At 66.5% G+C, this 18583-nt stretch carries 19 protein-coding genes and 1 pseudogene; 8 read left to right on the forward strand and 12 right to left on the reverse strand.

Going from position 1 to position 18583, the window contains the following annotated elements:
• Positions 1-65 precede the first annotated feature (65 nt).
• Genes ABIC16_RS13185 through ABIC16_RS13195 form a run of 3 tightly spaced genes read left to right on the forward strand, consistent with a single transcriptional unit; the run spans position 66 to position 1863 of the window.
• Entirely contained in the window at positions 66-632 is a 567-nt protein-coding gene (locus tag ABIC16_RS13185) for a shikimate kinase (RefSeq protein WP_277968391.1), read from the forward strand.
• Positions 629-1720 (forward strand): 3-dehydroquinate synthase, encoded by a 1092-nt coding sequence (gene aroB, locus ABIC16_RS13190; RefSeq protein WP_354291448.1) that lies wholly within the window; start codon positions 629-631, stop codon positions 1718-1720. The genes ABIC16_RS13185 and aroB overlap by 4 nt, the downstream gene beginning before the upstream one ends.
• A complete protein-coding gene (locus tag ABIC16_RS13195; protein ID WP_277968393.1) occupies positions 1720-1863 on the forward strand; it encodes a DUF2256 domain-containing protein in 144 nt (47 codons plus the stop codon). The genes aroB and ABIC16_RS13195 overlap by 1 nt, the downstream gene beginning before the upstream one ends.
• 32 nt (positions 1864-1895) lie before the next feature.
• Here the strand turns inward: ABIC16_RS13195 and ABIC16_RS13200 are convergent, their stop codons facing one another.
• The 5 genes from ABIC16_RS13200 to radA all read right to left on the reverse strand — a co-directional run bounded on the left by ABIC16_RS13200 (position 1896) and on the right by radA (position 6466).
• Positions 1896-2234 (reverse strand): DUF423 domain-containing protein, encoded by a 339-nt coding sequence (locus ABIC16_RS13200; RefSeq protein ID WP_354291449.1) that lies wholly within the window; start codon positions 2232-2234, stop codon positions 1896-1898.
• Positions 2231-3991 carry a cation:proton antiporter domain-containing protein gene (locus tag ABIC16_RS13205; protein ID WP_354291450.1) on the reverse strand — a complete coding sequence of 587 codons (1761 nt, stop codon included), beginning with the start codon at positions 3989-3991 and terminating at the stop codon, positions 2231-2233. Before ABIC16_RS13205 ends, ABIC16_RS13200 begins: the two co-directional genes overlap by 4 nt.
• The gene (locus ABIC16_RS13210; RefSeq protein WP_354291451.1) at positions 3988-4422 is read right to left on the reverse strand and encodes an iron-sulfur cluster assembly scaffold protein; all 435 of its coding nucleotides are present in this window, start codon (positions 4420-4422) and stop codon (positions 3988-3990) included. The genes ABIC16_RS13205 and ABIC16_RS13210 overlap by 4 nt, the downstream gene beginning before the upstream one ends.
• Before the next feature lie 27 nt (positions 4423-4449).
• A complete protein-coding gene (locus ABIC16_RS13215) occupies positions 4450-5025 on the reverse strand; it encodes a CvpA family protein (RefSeq protein ID WP_354292326.1) in 576 nt (191 codons plus the stop codon).
• A gap of 70 nt (positions 5026-5095) precedes the next feature.
• Positions 5096-6466 carry a DNA repair protein RadA gene (gene radA, locus ABIC16_RS13220; RefSeq protein WP_354291452.1) on the reverse strand — a complete coding sequence of 457 codons (1371 nt, stop codon included), beginning with the start codon at positions 6464-6466 and terminating at the stop codon, positions 5096-5098.
• Between the two features lie 163 nt (positions 6467-6629).
• On the opposite strand from radA, the gene ABIC16_RS13225 reads away from it, so the two are divergent.
• Complete coding sequence (locus ABIC16_RS13225) at positions 6630-7046, forward strand: BLUF domain-containing protein (protein ID WP_354291453.1); 417 nt, start codon at positions 6630-6632, stop codon at positions 7044-7046.
• A 102-nt stretch (positions 7047-7148) separates the two neighbouring features.
• Positions 7149-7586 (forward strand): GAF domain-containing protein, encoded by a 438-nt coding sequence (locus tag ABIC16_RS13230; RefSeq protein ID WP_354291454.1) that lies wholly within the window; start codon positions 7149-7151, stop codon positions 7584-7586.
• Here ABIC16_RS13230 and ABIC16_RS13235 read toward each other — a convergent pair.
• Positions 7583-8287 carry a glutathione binding-like protein gene (locus ABIC16_RS13235; protein WP_354291455.1) on the reverse strand — a complete coding sequence of 235 codons (705 nt, stop codon included), beginning with the start codon at positions 8285-8287 and terminating at the stop codon, positions 7583-7585. The genes ABIC16_RS13230 and ABIC16_RS13235 overlap by 4 nt on opposite strands.
• A gap of 73 nt (positions 8288-8360) precedes the next feature.
• Between ABIC16_RS13235 and ABIC16_RS13240 the strand changes: the two genes are divergently transcribed.
• Positions 8361-9512, forward strand: a complete 1152-nt coding sequence (locus ABIC16_RS13240; protein WP_354291456.1) for a glycosyltransferase family 4 protein — start codon at positions 8361-8363, stop codon at positions 9510-9512.
• A 196-nt stretch (positions 9513-9708) separates the two neighbouring features.
• Here the strand turns inward: ABIC16_RS13240 and ABIC16_RS13245 are convergent, their stop codons facing one another.
• Positions 9709-10023 (reverse strand): DUF2218 domain-containing protein, encoded by a 315-nt coding sequence (locus ABIC16_RS13245; RefSeq protein ID WP_354291457.1) that lies wholly within the window; start codon positions 10021-10023, stop codon positions 9709-9711.
• Positions 10023-10559 carry a PadR family transcriptional regulator gene (locus ABIC16_RS13250; RefSeq protein ID WP_277968478.1) on the reverse strand — a complete coding sequence of 179 codons (537 nt, stop codon included), beginning with the start codon at positions 10557-10559 and terminating at the stop codon, positions 10023-10025. Before ABIC16_RS13250 ends, ABIC16_RS13245 begins: the two co-directional genes overlap by 1 nt.
• Positions 10560-10927: 368 nt before the next feature.
• Here ABIC16_RS13250 and ABIC16_RS13255 point away from each other — a divergent pair.
• Positions 10928-12239 (forward strand): annotated as a pseudogene (locus tag ABIC16_RS13255) (replication-associated recombination protein A).
• A 36-nt stretch (positions 12240-12275) separates the two neighbouring features.
• Here ABIC16_RS13255 and ABIC16_RS13260 read toward each other — a convergent pair.
• Together ABIC16_RS13260 and ABIC16_RS13265 are read right to left on the reverse strand one after the other, a co-directional pair.
• Complete coding sequence (locus ABIC16_RS13260; protein WP_354291458.1) at positions 12276-13397, reverse strand: alpha/beta hydrolase; 1122 nt, start codon at positions 13395-13397, stop codon at positions 12276-12278.
• The gene (locus ABIC16_RS13265; protein WP_354291459.1) at positions 13394-15088 is read right to left on the reverse strand and encodes a glycoside hydrolase family 3 protein; all 1695 of its coding nucleotides are present in this window, start codon (positions 15086-15088) and stop codon (positions 13394-13396) included. Before ABIC16_RS13265 ends, ABIC16_RS13260 begins: the two co-directional genes overlap by 4 nt.
• Before the next feature lie 34 nt (positions 15089-15122).
• On the opposite strand from ABIC16_RS13265, the gene ABIC16_RS13270 reads away from it, so the two are divergent.
• Positions 15123-15431: a hypothetical protein gene (locus tag ABIC16_RS13270; protein ID WP_354291460.1), complete on the forward strand. Its 309-nt coding sequence runs from the start codon at positions 15123-15125 to the stop codon at positions 15429-15431.
• Here the strand turns inward: ABIC16_RS13270 and ABIC16_RS13275 are convergent.
• Both ABIC16_RS13275 and ABIC16_RS13280 read right to left on the reverse strand, forming a co-directional pair.
• Complete coding sequence (locus ABIC16_RS13275; RefSeq protein ID WP_354291461.1) at positions 15398-17779, reverse strand: TonB-dependent receptor; 2382 nt, start codon at positions 17777-17779, stop codon at positions 15398-15400. The genes ABIC16_RS13270 and ABIC16_RS13275 overlap by 34 nt on opposite strands.
• A gap of 205 nt (positions 17780-17984) precedes the next feature.
• The gene (locus ABIC16_RS13280; protein ID WP_277968407.1) at positions 17985-18419 is read right to left on the reverse strand and encodes a cupin domain-containing protein; all 435 of its coding nucleotides are present in this window, start codon (positions 18417-18419) and stop codon (positions 17985-17987) included.
• Between the last annotated feature and the right edge of the window lie 164 nt (positions 18420-18583).

Raw genomic sequence — 18583 nt, forward strand, 5'->3', positions numbered from 1 at the left:
AAGACAAAAGCGGCGCAAGCGAGCTTTTGCCCGATGCGACGGTGCGCTGTATAGCCCCCGTTTCAATGTTGCAAAGCCCGCCACCTCCGCAGGATACCGCCCTGCCCGACCCGTTCCTGTGGAACGGCCCGCCGATCGTGCTCGTGGGGCTGATGGGCGCGGGCAAATCCACCGTCGGGCGTCGGCTCGCGGTCAGGCTCGGCCTGCCGTTCGTCGATGCCGATACCGAAATCGAAACCGCTGCCGGAATGTCGATCCCCGACATTTTCACGCGATTCGGCGAAGCCTATTTCCGCGACGGCGAACGCCGCGTGATCGCGCGGTTGATGGATGGCGAACGCCGCGTCATCGCGACCGGGGGCGGCGCTTTCGTCGACGACAAGACGCGCGAGACGATCCTGACGCAGGGCTTCGCCGTGTGGCTCGATGCCAAACCCGCCGTGCTCGCCGACCGCGTGTCGCGACGCGATACCCGGCCGCTGCTCCGCGGAAAGGACCCGCTCAAGGTGCTCGAGGAACTGGCGCGCGTGCGCAACCCGTTCTACGCGATGGCGCCGTTGCGGGTTTCCAGTCACCGGGCCCCGCACGATGCGACCGTAAATGCCATTCTGAAAGCGCTTGGAACACTATGACCACGATCCCCGTTTCGCTCGGTTCGCGCAGCTATGACGTCGTGATCGAGGCCGGTGTGTTGCCGCGGGCGGGGGATTGGCTCGCGCCGCTGTCGCGCGGGCGCACGATGGCGATCGTGACCGACTCGAACGTTCTGCCGCACCTGGAAACGTTGCAAACGTCGCTGTCCGCTGCTGGGGTCGAGAGCGAAGCGATCGTCCTAACCCCCGGAGAAGCCACCAAAAGCTGGGCGCAGCTCGAAGCGCTGACGGACAAGCTGCTCGATCTCGGGATCGAACGCGGGGATCATGTCATCGCGCTAGGCGGCGGCGTGATCGGCGACCTCGTCGGCTTTGCGTGCGCGATCCTGAAGCGCGGGTGCAATTTCGTGCAGATCCCGACCACGCTCCTCGCGCAGGTCGATTCGTCGGTCGGGGGCAAGACCGCGATCAACAGCCGCGCGGGCAAGAACCTGATCGGCGCGTTCCATCAGCCGGCGCTGGTGCTGATCGATCCCGACGTGCTCGATACCCTGCCGTTGCGGCAGGTGCGCGCGGGCTATGCCGAAGTCGTCAAATACGGGCTGATCGACGATCCCGCCTTCTTCGACTGGTGCGAGGCCAACGCCGCCGCGCTGCTCGCGGGCGATCCGGCCGCGCGCGCTTATGCCATCGCGCACTCGGTCGCCGCGAAGGCGCGGATCGTCGCCGAGGACGAGCGCGAGACCACCGGCAAGCGCGCCTTGCTCAACCTCGGCCATACCTTCGGACATGCGCTCGAAGCCGAAGCAGGGTTCTCCGACCGGCTCCTCCACGGCGAAGGCGTCGCGGCGGGGATGGCGCTCGCGTTCCACTATTCCGCCAAACACGATCTGGCACCACGCGCCGACGCCGAGCGCGTGGCGGCGCATCTGCGCGCGATTGGGCTGCCCGATGGCGTCGGCGCGGCGGGGATTTCGGCGAGTGCGGACGTGCTGGTCGATCACATGCTCCACGACAAGAAGATGGACGCCGGCACGCTGCCGTTCCTGCTCGCCCGCGGGATTGGACGGACGTTCCTCGACAAGTCGGTCGACCTGGCCGACGTCCGCGCCTTTCTGGCCGCCTGATGCCGCGCGGCGTCGCCAAACGCGATCTTCCCACCAAGGTCTGCCCGGTGTGTCAGCGCCCGTTCGCGTGGCGCAAGAAGTGGGAACGCGACTGGGACAACGTCGTCTATTGTTCGGACAAGTGCCGGATGGCGAAGGGGTAGTTAGCGTTCAAGGTGGGGCGGTGACGTTGCCGTCACACGCCCACGCGCATCGCCCGCCACGCCAGCCATAGCCACCCGGCAATCAGCAACGCACCCCCGATCGGCGTGATCGCGCCGAGCCAGCGCGGCAGACCCAGCGCCATCAGGTACAACGTCCCGCCAAAGATCAGACCCCCGACCACGAACAGCCACGCCGGGCCGCGCGCCGCCATCTGCAACGCGACCAGCGCGGCAACCGCGTGAATCATCTGATAGTGCGCGCCGGTGGTGAGCCACTTGGCGGCATCGCCCGTCGCGCCATGCGCGCCGAACGCCCCCGCCCCGACCGCCATCGCGCCGCATAAAGCGGCCAGCATCGCCAACACGTTCATCCGCCCAACGCCTCGCTCGGGCCTTCGCGCGCGACCTGGGTAATGATCCGGTCGCGGGCGACGCGAATGTCCCCTGCCTCGACCTGTGCCTTGAGCCGCTCGCGATCTTCGCGGCGATAGCGATCCTCGCTACGATCGATCTCGGCCTGGTCGACCCCGACCTGCAACAACGCAAGACGAGCCATCCTCACCGCGGATTCGAGCACTTCGCGCACGATTCCGTCGACTGGAGCGCCTTTCAGCTTGATCACCGCGCGACGATCATAAGCGCGAACGAAGATCGCGGCATTGGGGAACGCCTGATGGACCCCCTCGACCAGATCCGCCGAAAGCTGATCGCCGTCGATGCAGAACATGATGAGTTCCGCCTCCCCCGCGCCCGCCTGCCGCAACAGGTCCATCCGCGTGCCGTCGCCATAATAGACCTTGGCGCCGAACTCTCCCGCGATGTCGATCATCTCGATATCGTTGTCGATCAGCGTCACCGGGATGCCTTGCGCGATCAGCATCTGCGCGACGGTCTGCCCGAACCGCCCATAACCGACGATCAGCGCGTTCGCGCCATCCGCCTGCGGTCCGTCGCGGTCGCCGGTCTGCACCGGTTCCTCGCGGATGCGGCGCGTGATCGACATGAGGAACGGCGTGGTCGCCATCGACAGCGTGACGATCGCCCCGAACAGGCTGGCGGCTTCGGGCGCAACCAGCAACGCCTTCTGCGCCTGCGCGAACAGCACGAAGCCGAACTCGCCGCCCTGGCTGAGCAGCAGGCCCAGCGCGAGCGCGCTCCGCCAGGTCATGCGGAAGATCATGCCGATGCCGAAGATGATCAGCGCCTTGGTCGCGATCAGCGCGAGCGCCATGCCGATCACGAAGAACGGCCGCTCTGCGATCGCATGAAGGTCGAGCATCATGCCGACCGCGAGGAAGAACAGGCCGAGCAGGATCGAGCGGAACGGCTCGACATCGGCCTCCAGTTCGTGCCGGTACGGACTGTCGGCGAGCATGACGCCCGCGACGAACGCGCCGAGCGCGGTCGACAAGCCGAGCGCCTCCATGATCGCCGCCGCCGCGACGACGGTGAACAACGCCGCGAACACGAACATCTCGCGCTCGCCGAGATTGCCGATGATGCGGAAGAACGGACGCAGCAGGAACCGCCCCGCCAGCACCAGTCCCGCGACCGCCCCGACGGTGTACAGGAACAGCAACCATCCCGGCGGGCCATTGGCATCGGCGGGGTTACGCGACAGCACCGTCACGATCGTGATGAGCGGGACGATCGACAGATCCTGGAACAGCAGGATCGAGAAGGCCCGTTCGCCGAACGGGGTTCGCATGCGCCCGGCAGATTGCAGCATGGGGAGCACCTGCGCGGTCGACGACAACGCCAGCGGAAGCCCGAGCACGAGCGCCGCCGCGCCCGAGAAATGCGTCGCGACCCAGACGACCGCGGTCACGGCAAGGCCGCACGCGACGACTTGCAGCGCACCCAGACCGAAGATTTCCTTCTTTAGCGCCCATAGTCGCGACGGATTGAGTTCGAGACCGACGATGAACAGCAGCAGTGTGATGCCGAGCTCGGCGACACCGATCTTGGATTGCGCGTTGCCGACGAGATGGAGCACCTGCGGCCCGGCAACCGCGCCGGCGACCAGATAGCCCAGCGTCGCGCCGAGCCCCAGCCGCCGGAAGATGAGAACGAAAACGAGAGCGAAACCGCCAAGGACGACACCGTCGAACAGCAGCGATTCGCTCATGCCGGCGTCTTTGCGGTCGCGCCGTGTGCAGCGTCGGCGGCCGCCTCGAACGCGAGGCGGATCGACGCATGGCGCGCGCTATGCGGCAAAACGGGGGTCAACACCTCGAACCCCGGCCAATCCGGCACGGGCCCCTCGCCTGCCAACCAGGCCGCGACCGCATCGCGCGCCGCAGACAGTTCGTCGGCCGACTTGCCGATCGCCTCCGCACCGAGCAGCGACGCCGATGCCTGCCCGAGCGCACAGGCCCGCACCAACATGCCGAGATCGGAAACCCGCCCCGCAGAATCCACTGCGACGTCGACGGTCACCCGGCTGCCACAGATCGGCGAACGCTTTTCCGCGCTCCCCATCGGATCGGGCAAGCGGGCGTGATGCGGGATCGTCGCGGCGAGGCGAAGGATTTCGGTATTGTAGAGCGGCGCGGTCATGCACCGTATGTAGGCAGCGCAAGCGCCTCAGTCACCCCGCTTGGTATCTTTCACTCGACGCGCCGGCTCGGTGCGCCCCAATGTCGGTTCGAACAGCGGCAGCCCCTTGCGCCGACGATCGACGAAATCGGCGATCCCGGCGCTCGTCACGTTGAGCAGCGGATAGACGCGCGCGGATTTCAGCCAGATCGGGCGTTGGGTCGGTCCGCCCCCCATGGTGTCGGTCACCAGCACGACCAGCAGGAAACCCAGGCTGACCAGGATCAGCCCCTTCACCGCGCCAAAGCCGAACCCGAGTGCACGATCGATCGGCCCGATGATCGAGTCGCGGGTTCGTGCCCCGACGGCATTCGCGATCATCCGACCGATGATATAGGTTCCCCCCGCGAGCAGCGCGAACGCCAGGACCGCGGCCCCCGCGGTCGTGCCGACGATGCCGGTCAGCGCGTGGGTCAAGGGTATGTGGAACAGCTTGACCGCGAAGACGATCGCTACCCAGGCGAACAGCGACAGGAATTCGGTAACGAACCCCCGCGCCACGCCCAACATGGCCGCGCCGCCAACGGCAATGAGGACGACGATGTCGAGCGCGGTCAGGTTCATGATCGCGCCATATCCGCACCGCATGGGGTGAGTCGAGGGCGCGCTATCCGAACGCGCCGGATCCGACAGGTCACTTCCCGAGCATATGCTCGACGAAGGCCCCCAGCGTGCGAAATCCGGTCAGCTTGAGCGAACTCTTCTCGTCGGTCACCGCCGATGGCAACAGTGCGCGTTCGAACCCGAGCTTGCCCGCTTCCTTCAACCGCAGCGCGGAATGCGCGACCGTCCGGATTTCGCCCGACAGCGCGATCTCCCCGAACGCGACCGCATCGACCGGGACCGGGCGTTCGCTGAGTGCGGACACCAGCGCCGCCGCGACCGCGAGGTCCGCCGCCGGATCCTGCACGCGGTAACCGCCCGCGATGTTGAGATAGACTTCGCACGCCGAGAAGCTGAGCCCGCAGCGCGCCTCCAGCACCGCGAGCACCATCGCGAGCCGACCGCTGTCCCACCCGACCACCGCACGCCGCGGCGTCGCGCCGCTGGCAAGGCGGACGACCAGCGCCTGGATCTCGACCAGGACCGGGCGGGTTCCCTCGAGCGCGGGGAAGACGGTGGTGCCCGTCACGCCTTCCTCGCGCTGGGTGAGGAACAGCGCGGAGGGGTTGGCAATCTCGGTCAGGCCCTCAGCAACCATCGCGAACACACCGATCTCGTCGGTGCCGCCGAAGCGGTTCTTGATCGCGCGCAGGATGCGATACTGGTGGCTGCGCTCGCCTTCGAAGCTGAGCACGGTGTCGACCATATGTTCGAGCACACGCGGCCCGGCGATGCTGCCGTCCTTGGTGACGTGCCCGACCAGGACCACCGCGGTGCCGCGTTCCTTGGCGAAGCGGATCAGTTCCTGCGCCGACGCCCGAACCTGGCTGACCGTCCCGGGCGCGCCTTCGATCAGGTCGGAATGCATCGTCTGGATCGAATCGATCACCAACAAGGCCGGCGGCGTCGCTTGTGACAGCGTCGTCAGGATGTCGCGCACAGACGTCGCCGCGGCGAGCATCACCGGCGCGTTACCAAGCCCCAGCCGTCGTGCGCGCAAGCGCACCTGATCCGCGGCTTCCTCGCCGGACACATAGGCCACCGGCAGCCCGGCGATCGCCATCTTCGCCGCGGCCTGCAACAGCAGCGTCGACTTGCCGATCCCGGGATCGCCGCCGATCAGCGTGGCGGACCCCTCGACGAAGCCGCCGCCCAGCGCGCGGTCGAGCTCGGCGATCCCCGACGCCATCCGTTCGGGCAGCGTGATCTCGGCATCCAGCCCGACGAGCTGGATCGACCGCCCGCCGCCGATGAGATTATGCTTGGCCTGAAACGGGGTAACGGTCGCCCCCGCATCCTCGACCATCGTGTTCCATTCGGAACAGTCACCGCACTGCCCCGCCCAGCGCGGCGAGACCGAACCGCAGGACTGGCACACGTAACGCTTTTGAGGTTTCGCCATGGCCGCGGCTTAGCGCAATCGGAACGTTAAGGGAACAGGGTTCCCGCCTGCACGCGGTCCCTTCTCCGTCCGCACCAGATCCAGATCAGGAAGGTATTCACAGGAAAATTAACGAAACATTTGGATTTTCGAGCAATTTTCAGATGAGACCTCGGAGTTCCCCATGCAGCGTATCCTTTACATCAGCACCGCCCGAAGCGACTTTGATACCGCCGCCCTGGACGGCATTCTGCGCGCGTCGCGGCGAAACAATGCAGCGGCGGGGGTTACCGGCCTCCTCCTGTTCGGGGGACGGCGATTTCTCCAGGCGCTGGAAGGGCCCGAGCCGGCTGTCGCTGGCGTGTTCGATCGGATTGCGCGAGACCCGCGCCACTTTGCGGTCGTCAAACTGTCGCGCAAGACGATCGAGACGCGGATGTTCGGCGAATGGGCGATGGGCTATCGCCCGGCACGGACGCCTGGCGACAGTTTCGAAACGGACGATCTGCGCACGATCGTCGAGCGCCTCGTCGAGCCGATCGACGACGTCACGCTCCGTGCGGAGTTCACGTCGTTCGCGGCGCTCCACGCGGCTGCCTGACCGGTCCGTCCCGTGCACGCCGCTTGTCCGGTTTGGTGGAACAGGTATAGCAGCCGCCGGGGACCCATAGCGATGCACAATATTGACGATTGTCGTGTTGCCTTGGCGGCCAATCCACATGTCGCCGAAATTCTGGCAAAAGTCTGCGAACTCACCGGCATGGGGTTTGCTGCCGTCGCGCATGTAACCGACCAGACGTGGACCGCTTGTCATGTCATCGACCGAGTCGAGTTCGGCCTCGACGCGGGCGACGAACTCGATCTCAAGACCACGATCTGCAACGAAATTCGCGATCATGGCAGACCGGTCGCGTTCGACAGCGCGTCGAACGACAGCGACTGGCAAATGCACCCCACCCCGATCCTCTACGGGTTCGAGAGCTACATCTCGCTGCCGATCACCTTGTCCGACGGCCAGTTCTTCGGGACGATCTGCGCGCTGGACCCCGCGCCGGCCAAGGTCGACCGGCCCGAAGTCATCGCGACGATGCAGCGTTTCGCAAAGGAGATCGCGGCGATCCTCGAATCGCGCGCGCCCTAACCGCGCGCAGGGATCTCCAGGCCGCGCTGGACCGCAGGCCGCGCCAGCGCCCGGTCGAGCCAGCCGCGCACATTGGTGAACGCTTCGAACCCGACCAGATCGCCAGCGCCGTAAAAGTCGACGAGACCGCGGACCCAGCCAATCATCGCGATATCCGCGATCGTATAGGCGTCGCCCAGAAACCACGTCTTCCCCGCCAGATGCGCGTCCATCACGCCGAGCAACCGCTTGGCCTCGGCGACGTACCGATCGCGCGGCCTTTTGTCCTCATAGTCCTTGCCAGCGAACTTCACGAAGAAGCCGACCTGCCCGAACATCGGCCCCACCCCACCCATCTGGAACATCACCCACTGGATCGCGTGCAACCGCTCCACCGGGTCGGTCGGGAGGAACTTGCCCGTCTTTTCCGCAAGGTACAGCAGAATCGCACCGGATTCGAACAACCCTAGCGGAACCCCGCCCGGGCCGTCCGGATCGAGGATCGCGGGAATCTTGCCATTGGGATTGAGCGACACGAACGCGGGCGTCTTTAGATCGTCCTTAGCGAAATCGATCAGATGCGGTTCGTACGGAAGCCCGGTTTCCTCGAGCATGATCGACACTTTCACCCCGTTGGGCGTCGGCAGCGAATAGAGTTGCAGCCGGTCGGGATGCTGCGCGGGCCATTGCTGCGTGATCGGGAAACGCGAAAGATCGGTCATGGCGGGACTCCGGGCTAAGGGGTGGCTTCGTGGGAGATAGTCATCCCCCATAGGCTTCGCTATGGCCGCGGCGATGGACGCAACCGATCTCCGCGTGGCCCTGTTCAGCGGCAACTACAATTACACGCGCGATGGTGCGAACCAGGCGCTCAACCTGCTGGTCGGGCACCTGCTGGAAAAGGGTGCGAGCGTGCGCATTTACGCCCCCACCAGCCGACGGCCCGCATTCGCCCCGACCGGCGACCTCGTCAGCGCCCCGTCGTTCAAGTTTCCGGGACGCGGAGAGTATAAGATCTCGCGCGGATTCAACGCGCGGCTCCGCAGCGACCTGGAAGCGTTCGCGCCCAATTTGATCCACGTGTCCGCCCCCGACATCCTGGGCCACGCTGCCGTGCGCTATGGCGAGGAGCACGATATCCCGGTCGTCGCCTCCTACCATACGCGGTTCGAGACCTACATGAGCTACTACGGGCTCGGGTTCCTCGTCCGGACGCTGGTGCGGATCCAGGCGAAATTCTACTCGCGCGTCGACGAAGTGCTCGCGCCGAGCCAGATGATGGGCGAGATCCTGCGCGAATGGGGCGTGCCGACCTCGGTCAGCCGCTGGTCCCGCGGGGTGAACCACGATCGCTTCACCCCGGCCCGACGCGATCTCGCGTGGCGCCGCAGCCTCGGCATCGCCGACGACGAGATCGCGGTCGGTTTCCTGGGGCGTCTCGTCAAGGAAAAGGGCCTCGACGTCTTTGCCGAGGCGATGCACGCGCTCGACCGCCGCGGGGTGCGCCACAAGACGCTCGTGATCGGTGAGGGTCCGGCGCGCGACTGGTTCGCCAAGGAAGTGCCCGATGCGGTATTCGCCGGCTTCCAGTCGGGCGACGATCTCGGCCGTGCGGTCGCGTCGATGGACGTGTTCTTCAACCCCAGCATCACCGAGACGTTCGGCAACGTGACGCTCGAGGCGATGGCGGCGGGCGTACCCGTCGTCGCCGCGCGCGCGTCCGGCGCGGTCGGGTTGATCGACGACGGCGTGACCGGGCTGATCGTCCCGCCGACCGACATCCAGGGCTATGCCGATGCGCTGCAGCGGTTCTGCGAGGATGACGCCTTCCGCCGCGCGGCGGGCGCTGCGGGCCACGCCAAGGCGGCGGGCTACAAATGGGACACGATCAACCAGACGGTGCTCGACACCTATCTCCGCGTCCTCGCGCGGCGGGCGGCGCGGTAACGGTTGGGGGACGACGGTTCGACGCCGTCATCCCCCACGCTTGCCTAACGGTAGGTACTAGCGCTGCACTCTCCCCACACCCGGCGTCACCCTGAACTTGTTTCAGGGTCCACAGCGCAGCAAATCCGGACCGCACCCGTAGCACGGTGGATGCTGAAACGAGTTCAGCATGACGGCGGCTGGGGGGAGGCGAACCTTAGCCCCAATTGTAAACGAGCGGTGCCTCCCGGAACGCGAACCGGTCGACGTGGCGAGCGACCGCCCCTTTCAGCCCGTCCAGTTGCTCCGCCGACGTCGCCTCGATCCGCACCACCAGAACCTCCGGCTCGGCATCGAACGTGACGGTCGCATCGCCCGGATGATCCGCACCCCGGGCATCGCGCGGGAACACCACGGTGCCGTGCGTAGCAGAAAAAGTGACCGTCAGGTTATGCTCCCAATGCTTGCACGTCTGCTGCAGATATTTGCTGGCATGCGCAGTGGGCACGCGGGCGATTGCCACATACGCCATCACAGCCGCTCGATCTTCTGCGCGGCATCGTCGATCAGCGCGACGGCGGCGTGGATCGTCTCGATCGAGACATGCTCATCCCGTAATCGATGCATCAGGACCTCGCGCAGATTGCCCATCGCGCGGCGCACCGAAGCGCTGTCGGTCCGCGCCCGTTCCGCGCCCACTTCGGCAAGCCGCGCAAGCAGCGCGGTCACCACCTCGGCATTCTCGGCAAGATGCTGCACACCCGCCTCGGTCGCCTCGAACCGCTTCTTGGCGCCGTCCGCCTGTCGCGCCGCGATCAGATCCATGTCGTCGAGCAGCGTCAACGTCGGATAGACCACACCCGGGCTCGGCGCATAGGCACCTCCGGTCAGCTCCTCGATACTGCGGATCAGGTCGTAGCCGTGGCGCGGTTCGTCCGCGATCAGCTTGAGCAACACCAGCCGCAATTCGCCGCCATCGAACATGCGCCGCCCGCGCGGACCGCCCCTGCCCCCGAACCGGCCTTCCGGATGGTCACCGCCACCGAAGCCGCGTCCGCCGCCGCGCATCATGCCCGCCATGCCGCCCCTGCCGTCCCCGTGTCCGCCACGCCCCTGTCCATGCCCGTGCTGGTTTCCATGCTGATGGCGACCGTGGCTCTGTTCGTTCTCATGTCTAAACATACTGTCTCTTTCTATCTTCGATGGCACTAAGATATATCTTGAAGTACGGAGCGCAAGTGGGGCTGTGCAAAATTTTGTGCTCCACCCTATCTTCCACGGTGATACCGCTTCGCCGCGACCGGGCGGCTTCCGCACCGAACGGTCGCAACCGCCGAAGGGGCACGCGCCTCCCCCATAGGATGCGGCTCCGTTTCACTGGCAACCAGCCGTAACCGTAGCGGCTGACGCCGTCCTACCCCCGAAGGACGATCTTCATGTCTGAGACTCTTTTCAGCGCCCAAGCCCCATCGCCGCTGGCGGAGCAGCTTCGTCCCCGGCGGATCGCCGACGTCATCGGCCAGGATCATCTGTTGGGGCCGACCGGACCGATCGGCCGGATGATCGCGGCCAGGCGCCTGAGTTCCCTTCATTCTGTGGGGCCCGCCCGGGGTCGGAAAAACGACCATCTCCCGGCTCGTCGCCGCCGAGGTGGGGTATCGCTTCCTCCAGCTATCGGCGGTGTCGACCGGCATTTCGGATCTGCGCAAGACCATGTCCGACGCCGCGAACCACCGCGATGCGTCGGGCACGTCGACGGTCGTCTTCGTGGACGAATTGCACCGTTTTTCGCGCCCGGTGCAGGATGCGCTGTTGCCCGCCGTCGAAGACGGGACGATCGTGCTGATCGGGGCGACCACGGAGAACCCGAGTTTCAGCCTCGTCGCCGCGCTCCTGTCGCGCGCCAAGGTCTACACGCTCAATCGTCTGGACCAGGACGGGCTGGGCCGCGTGGTCGACCGGGTCGAGGCGCATATCGGGAAGCCGCTGCCGTTGACCGCGGAGGCCCGCGACGCGCTGGTCGAGATGGCCGACGGTGATGCGCGCTATCTGCTCGGCATGTGCGAAGAAATCCTGTCGTCCGGCGACATCGACCAGATGGATACGCCGACGCTCGCCGGGTTGGTCCAGCGCCGCGCCCCGCTCTACGATCGCGGACAGGAGGAGCATTTCAATCTCCTGAGCTGTTTCCACAAGAGTTTGCGGGGCAGCGACCCCGACGCCGCACTCTACTGGGCGACGCGGATGCTGTCCGGCGGCGAGGATCCGACGGTTGTGTTCCGGCGGCTCGCCTGTGCCGCGTCCGAAGACGTCGGCATGGCGGATCCGCAGGCGCTCGTTCAGGTCATCACCGCCTGGCAAGCGTTCGAGCGGATCGGGCTGCCGGAGGGGCGGCTCTTCATCGCGCAAGCGATCAACTATGTCGCAACCGCGCCGAAATCGAACGCGTCGTATCTTGCGTACGACCGGGCCTATGCGCTTGCCAGGTCGACGGGATCGCTTCCCCCGCCGCGCCGCATCCTCAACGCGCCGACCAAGCTGATGAAGGAACTCGGCTATCACGAGGGCTATCGCTACGATCACGACCATCCCGATGCGTATGCCGGGCAGGACTTCTTCCCCGAAGCGCTGGCAGAGACGAAACCGGTCTTCTACGCGCCGAACGAACGCGGCTTCGAGCGCGACGTCCGCAAGCGCCTGGAGTTCTGGGCACGGCGCAAGCAGCAGGGGAAAGCGGACGAGGCCTGAACCCCGTCCGATCATCGCACCGATCCGCTAACCACGTCAGCGTACCGCGGTGTTCAGCCAATCCGCAATCACCCCGGCGATGCGCGCGTTGTTCTTCTCCAGCATCATCAGATGCCCGTTGCCGTGAATTCCCCGATCCTCGAGCCGCACCAGATCGACCGGCACCCCGGCCTGCTTCAGGAAGCGGGCGGTGCAATGGTCGTACGGCGCGTGATAGGACGCCTCGCCCACGACGATCATGACCGGGACATGCGCCAGCCGCGGCAAGGTGCGCGGAGTCCCCGTCTGCAGCCAGCACGGGAGCAAGTCCCGCCCCTCGGCGCTGGGTTGCCGCGCGACGCGCAGCTCGGACGGATCGGCGACCGCGGGCGCATAGGTGAGCGTGTCGTAGGTCGGGCCCCACGGCCGCGTCATCTTCTCGGGCGTCTTGCCGTCGGCGGAAGCGGGATCATAGAATGGCGGGCCGTTCGGCTCGATCGCGACGACGGCACGCACCAGCTCGGGGACGTCGTCCGCGACCTCCCAGCCGAACGTGCCCGCGCGCGAATGCGTCAGCAGGATCGCCGGCCCGATCTTGTGGAGCAACGCCCCCAGCGCAGCGCGCACGACCGAGTCGATCCGCTCTCCGGGTGCGGTCACGGTCGGTTGTTGCGAGGTGTAGAGCTGCTCGAACACCGGGTCGCCCACGCGCCCCGTGCCCGGCCATTGATCGTGCTTCTTGGTCTGCGGGACCGGCGAGCTGCGCTCCGGCGCGGTGAACAGCCGCTCCATCTGCGCGGCGGGGATCGTGGTGGCGGGGCCGTCGATCGCGGCATGATACGGCGATCGCCCACGCATCGGCTGGTCGACGATATAGACGGCATAGCCGCGCCGCAGCAGCAGGTCCGCCCACCCCTCGCGCCCGTCGGGCGTTCCGGTGAAGGCGGTGCCGTTCTGGTAATTGCCATGCACCAGCACGATCGGCGTCTTCTTGGTGCGCCGCGCGGGCACGCGATATTCGACATACATGCTGTCGACGCGCAGCATCGTCCCGCCCTGTTCCACGTCGCGCCCGCCGACATAGAAGCTCCCCTGCGTGGCGAGCGCGGGCGGCGCCGGACGATCGGGCGCCGCCGCAATCAACAGCGGCAACAGCAATAGGGACAGGCGTCGCATCATCGTGGTCCTTCCAGGGGCCGAAGCGGGGTGCCCGACAGCGTCAGGCCGAATCCGATCGGGAATAGCGGGCTCTGGCTGTCATGCGGCACGTCGCCCGCTTGTGCATCCACCGCCGCCTCGGACGATGGGAGTTCGAACGGCAAGCGCCCTTCCGGTGCAACCCGTCCGGTCAGCGCATCCAGCAGCGCGGCGTCGCTCGCGCCGAAGTCCGCCACCAGTCCGCCCGCGCGCGACAATAGCGGCGTCAGGATCGCCGGGCGATCCAGATAGACCACCGCGATCGTCGGCACCTTTGCCGCCAGATCCATAAAGGTCCGCAGGGCGGGGTCGTCGGCGGCCCAGGACAGTCTGCCCTCATGCTGCTTGGCGCCATAATAATATTGAGTATGTTCGCCGCGCCACGGCGCCGCCAGGCGGATCACCGCACGCGCCGCGTCTTCCGGCCGCGCGACCGGAACCAGCCCGTGCGCCACCGCAACGGCGGGATCGACCCCGACGAGATAGACTCGCGTTCCGCTCGCCAGCCGGACGGCATCCGCCTTGAGCACCACCAGCGCGCGCGATTGCGCGCGCAGCCCTTCGGCACGGAAACCCGGCGCACCGACGATCCGCTCAGCCGCGGCGGGATCGACATAGGGGTTTTCGAACAGGCCCATGCGGAACTTGAGCGCGAGCATCCGCCGCACCGAAGCATCGATCCGCGCCAGCGGCAAACGCCCCGCGCGCACCGCAGCGGCGATCGGGCGCGCATCGGTCGTGCCCCCGAACTGATCCACCCCCGCCGCGATCGCCCGCACGAAGCGGTCCTCGACCGTCACGGACTCCATGCCCCAGGCGGTCGAGAACCCCTCGCGCGTCGGAAGCGTCTTCGCCGGAAAACCATCCCGGCACAGCGCCCCGCAATCCCGCGTCACACCCCAATCGGACAGCACGAAGCCGCCGAAGCGATACTGCCCGCGCAACAGATCGGTCAGCAGATACGGACTGAACGCCGCCCCGACCGCGGGATGGCGACCGTCGTTCCGTCCGGCAATCTTGACGATGGCATACGTGGGCATCACCCCCGTCACCCCGGCGGCGAACGCCCCGCGAAACGCGGCGGTGTGCAGTGCCAGCGTGCGATCGCTCAGCGCGGCATAGCGGCCGTACCAGCTATGCCCGTCATATCCCTTTTCCGACGCGCCATAGCCGACCCAATGCTTCACGACGGCGGACACGCCATCCGGCATCAACCCGTGCGCGCCATGCTGGAAGCCGCGCACATACGCGCCGACCAGCCGCGAGACCCGGTCGGGATCTTCACCAAAGGTGCCGTTGATCCGCGACCAGCGCGGCTCGGTGGCAAGGTCGGCCATCGGCGACAGCGCCTGCTGGATCCCGGCGGCGCGATATTCCTGCCGCGCAATGTCGCCGAACCGCTCGACCAGCGCAGCATCGCCGATCGCGCCGAAGCCGGTGGCCTCGGGCCATTTCGAGAAAGCGACGCCCGCCACGCTCGCCCCGTCCAGCACCTGGAAATGGTTGCGCGGATCGGTGCTGATCGTCAGCGGGACCGCGATCCGCGCGCCCGCGGCGATGCCCTGCAGCGCGTTGTTCTGCTCGGCCAGCGTCCGGCCCGACGCCGCAAGCCGCGTGATCAGGCTGGTCATATGCCCATCCCGGATCAGCGCGGTCGCGGCCCACCGGATCATAACCGCGACCATCCGCCGCCAGCGGGGCGGCATCGTGTACCATCGTCCCCGCCTTTTCGTCGAGCGTCATCCGCCCGACGAGATCCGCCGCGCGCGCCGCGGGCGATCGCCGCCAGTCCTCGAACGGCGACAGCCGCCCGTCGCGATCGAGATCGCGAAAGCGCAGGCCGTGCCGCACCAGCACGGGGACGTCGCGATCCGCCAACACGGGTTGGCGCTCCCCCGCCGCAGCGGGCGACGGCGCGAGCGACGCTGCGATCCCGGCCAGCAGGATCGCGGCGCTCGCCCGAGCGCTTGGGGTCCGCCCGATCAGAACCGTGCCCCGAACGTCACCCCGGCATAGCGATCCGCATCCTTGCTGTAATTGGCGATGAGATCGGACGGCGTGGCGGTGGTGGCCAGCAGCGAATTGTGGCTGATGGACGTCAGGTAGTTGGTATCGAACAGGTTCTTGACGAAGACGGTGAGCGAATAGCGCTTGTCCTCGGTCTGCACGCCGACCGCCAGATCGACCAGCGTGTAGGACGGCTGGCCGAGCAGCGGATCCTGCTCGAGCGAGAAGTTCTGGGCGCTCTGGAAGTTGATCGCAGTCTGGACGAAGCCGGTCAGCGAAGTCCCGGGGATCACGTCCTCATAGCGCGGCGTGATGTTGATGCGGTAGCGCGGCGATGCCGGCAGCGTGCCATTCCGCACGTCCTGCAACGGACCCGACGTCACCGTCGTGCCGCCCACCACCGAGCGACGGCGATAGCATTGGTTGACCGGGAAGTTGCCGGTCAGGATCGGAGCCGCTCCCTGGAACTGCAACGCGCAGTTGAGCCCGTCGATATCCGCCGTCGCCTTGGCATAAGTGAACGACGCGTTGACCGTGAAGGCGTCGACCGGGCGCATCACCGCCTCGATCTCGAACCCCTTGCTCTGCGACGAACCCGCATTCGTCGTGACGAACTGGGTGACGCCGGTCGCCGGGTCGGACCGGTTGGCCTGCACCTGCAAGTTGCTGTAATCAGAGAGGAACAGCGCAACGTTCAGGCTGAGCGAGCGATCGCTCGTCTGGCCCTTGAAGCCGATTTCATAGGCGTTGACATATTCGGGCTGGATCGGCGCCTGGTTGGCGAAGTTCGCCGTGATCTCGGTGTCGAAGCCCGGTCCCTTGTACCCGCGCGAATACGATCCGTAGAGCTGCGCGCGGCGGCTGAATTCATACTGCAGTCCGGCCTTCCCCGTAACCGCGGTATCCCGCACGCGCTGACTGCCCGAAATCGGGCCGCTGCCCGGGAACAGCACTTCCCCGGTCGTCACCGGCGAGACGCGAACGCCGCGCACCGCGACCGTTTCGCGCTGAACGCGCACGCCGCCGAGCAGCTTCAGCCCGCCGACGATGCGATAATCCACCTGGCCGAACGCCGCGATGCTCTCGCCGTCGAGATGCGCGTCGCTGCGGGCCGACTGTACCACCGAGGTTCCCGTACAGGGCTGGCCGATGACGCCTGCCGAACAGGTCGCGCGGCGCCGGGTGAAGTCGCGGTCGATGTTGAGATCGGAGTAGAACAGCCCCGCGACGTAGTTGAGGTCATGCTGGCCGCTGGACGACAGCCGCAGCTCCTGTGTGAAGTTGCCGAGCCCGACCCCGCCGCCACCAAGCGGCCAGTGCGCATAGGCGAAGCTGGGGCTGACGAAACGCACCGGCTGCGACGGAATGCGATCGACCGACTGGTTCGCGTCGAGCTGATAGTCCTGATACGCCGAGATCGACGTCAGCGTCGCCGCGCCAAGATCCCAATCCGCCTGCAAGGATGCCGTCGTCTGGCGCGAATCGCCGAAGGTCAGCGTCTCGTCGTTGATGCTGCGGTTGCGGCGCGAGGCGACCACGGGGGCGGTCAACTGCGCGATCACCGGGTTTACCGCGCTGATCAGAACCTGCGCGCAGCAATCCGCCTTGGTATCGCGATGATCGACCGTCAGCCGGAAATTGAGGTCGGGGGTCGCATCCCAGTCGAGCTTGCCGCGCAAGCCCCAGCTTTCGGATCCATTGACCTTCGAGTCCGTCGCATAATTATACGTGATGCCGCCGACGTTGTTGTAAAAGCCGGTCAGGCGGGCCCGCAACGTATCGCTGATCGGGCCGGAAACCGTGCCGCGCGCGCGATATTCCTGATGCTCCGCCACCGTCACGTCGCCGCGCGCGGTCAAGGTAGATGATGGCCGCGCGGTCGTGATGTTGAGGACGCCCGCGGTCGCGTTGCGACCGAACAGCGTACCCTGCGGCCCGCGCAGCACTTCGACGCGTTCCAGATCGGCGAAGTCGGCAAAGCCCTGCGCCTGCCGCGCGGCAACCACGCCGTCGACGACCACTGCCACTGCGGATTCGACGCCCTGGCTGAACAACTGCGTGCCGATGCCACGAATCCGGAACGTCGTGTTCGACGGGTTGGTACCCTGCTGGAAAGTGAGCGAGGGGACGGCCTGAACCAGGCTCTGCGTATCGTTGATCTGGCGGCTCTGCAGCGCATCGGCGCTGAGCGCGGTCACCGCGAGCGGAACATCCTGCAAGCGTTCGGAGCGCTTTTGCGCGGTCACGACGATATCGCTGCCCTGGCTTTCCGCCTCTTCTGCCGGTGCGGCGGGCGCAACCTGCTGATCCTGGAGCGGCGCGGTCTCGACCGTTTGCGCCTGCGCGCTCGCAGGCATGGCCAAGGCAAACGCCAACGCGGCCGTTGAAATCCGGTACTTCATTCCAATCCCCTGTTTTATCTGATCGTCTGCGCGGCTGTTACCGGCAGGCGTTACACACCCTGATGTCTTTTATGTTTTCGGTATTCCGGATCTCGTCTTTCGATCGTCCGGGGTCCGGACGAACCGCGACTGTCTCGATCCACAGACAGTCGAATTCTGATTATTTTTCCGGCAGATCGACTTCGATGAACACTGCCGGGGTCGTGCCGCGGTTCAGCAAGGCATGCGCATGCGTGAAGCTCGCGTTGGAAGCGCCCGCGTCCAAGGTGCGCGGCGTATCGTTCCCCGCGACATATTCGGTCAGCGTGCCGCTCAGCACGTAGGATACCGAGGGCCGGTCAACGTGCGGATGCATTGGCAAGGCGCCGCCGGGAAGGATGGTGACCTTGCGCATCCGCAGCGTCCTGCCGTGCGTCATTGCGAAGTCCGGCGCCAGCGGCACCGCTGCGGTCTCGACGTTCGAAACCCCCGTCTTTTCTTTGGGCAGCCCTTGCGCGACGACGACGCCGAGCGACACGAAGGAAAGGACGATGACCCAGGCCGCGCCACAGATGGCGAGCCCCCCGCGCATTCCCAAGCCAGGATAAGACCCCACGCGCATACATCCCCCTATCCCGACCGTTTCATAGATGCCGCGATGTTCGCCCGCGCATCGAGACGAGACCCTGTCTCGTCGGTGCGTGGATGGGCTCAAGGATCGTGGGACGGCGATCGGTCTCGCTCGTCACCGCAGTGCTAGCGCTTGATCCACATCTAGAT

This window comes from Sphingomonas sp. PvP055, assembly GCF_040546365.1.
Taxonomy (GTDB): Bacteria; Pseudomonadota; Alphaproteobacteria; order Sphingomonadales; family Sphingomonadaceae; genus Sphingomonas; species Sphingomonas echinoides_A.

Excerpts from the sequence above, each read along its gene's own strand:
- ABIC16_RS13200 (WP_354291449.1), bottom strand. The coding sequence starts at position 2,234 with ATGAACGTGTTGGCGATGCTGGCCGCTTTATGCGGCGCGATGGCGGTC.
- radA (WP_354291452.1), bottom strand. The coding sequence starts at position 6,466 with ATGGCGAAACCTCAAAAGCGTTACGTGTGCCAGTCCTGCGGTTCGGTC.
- aroB (WP_354291448.1), top strand. The coding sequence starts at position 629 with ATGACCACGATCCCCGTTTCGCTCGGTTCGCGCAGCTATGACGTCGTG.
- ABIC16_RS13260 (WP_354291458.1), bottom strand. The coding sequence starts at position 13,397 with ATGATGCGACGCCTGTCCCTATTGCTGTTGCCGCTGTTGATTGCGGCG.
- ABIC16_RS13275 (WP_354291461.1), bottom strand. The coding sequence starts at position 17,779 with ATGCCTGCGAGCGCGCAGGCGCAAACGGTCGAGACCGCGCCGCTCCAG.
- ABIC16_RS13265 (WP_354291459.1), bottom strand. The coding sequence starts at position 15,088 with ATGATCCGGTGGGCCGCGACCGCGCTGATCCGGGATGGGCATATGACC.
- ABIC16_RS13225 (WP_354291453.1), top strand. The coding sequence starts at position 6,630 with ATGCAGCGTATCCTTTACATCAGCACCGCCCGAAGCGACTTTGATACC.
- ABIC16_RS13205 (WP_354291450.1), bottom strand. The coding sequence starts at position 3,991 with ATGAGCGAATCGCTGCTGTTCGACGGTGTCGTCCTTGGCGGTTTCGCT.
- ABIC16_RS13240 (WP_354291456.1), top strand. The coding sequence starts at position 8,361 with ATGGACGCAACCGATCTCCGCGTGGCCCTGTTCAGCGGCAACTACAAT.
- ABIC16_RS13245 (WP_354291457.1), bottom strand. The coding sequence starts at position 10,023 with ATGGCGTATGTGGCAATCGCCCGCGTGCCCACTGCGCATGCCAGCAAA.
- ABIC16_RS13235 (WP_354291455.1), bottom strand. The coding sequence starts at position 8,287 with ATGACCGATCTTTCGCGTTTCCCGATCACGCAGCAATGGCCCGCGCAG.
- ABIC16_RS13250 (WP_277968478.1), bottom strand. The coding sequence starts at position 10,559 with ATGCGCGGCGGCGGACGCGGCTTCGGTGGCGGTGACCATCCGGAAGGC.
- ABIC16_RS13185 (WP_277968391.1), top strand. The coding sequence starts at position 66 with ATGTTGCAAAGCCCGCCACCTCCGCAGGATACCGCCCTGCCCGACCCG.
- ABIC16_RS13210 (WP_354291451.1), bottom strand. The coding sequence starts at position 4,422 with ATGACCGCGCCGCTCTACAATACCGAAATCCTTCGCCTCGCCGCGACG.
- ABIC16_RS13215 (WP_354292326.1), bottom strand. The coding sequence starts at position 5,025 with ATGAACCTGACCGCGCTCGACATCGTCGTCCTCATTGCCGTTGGCGGC.
- ABIC16_RS13195 (WP_277968393.1), top strand. The coding sequence starts at position 1,720 with ATGCCGCGCGGCGTCGCCAAACGCGATCTTCCCACCAAGGTCTGCCCG.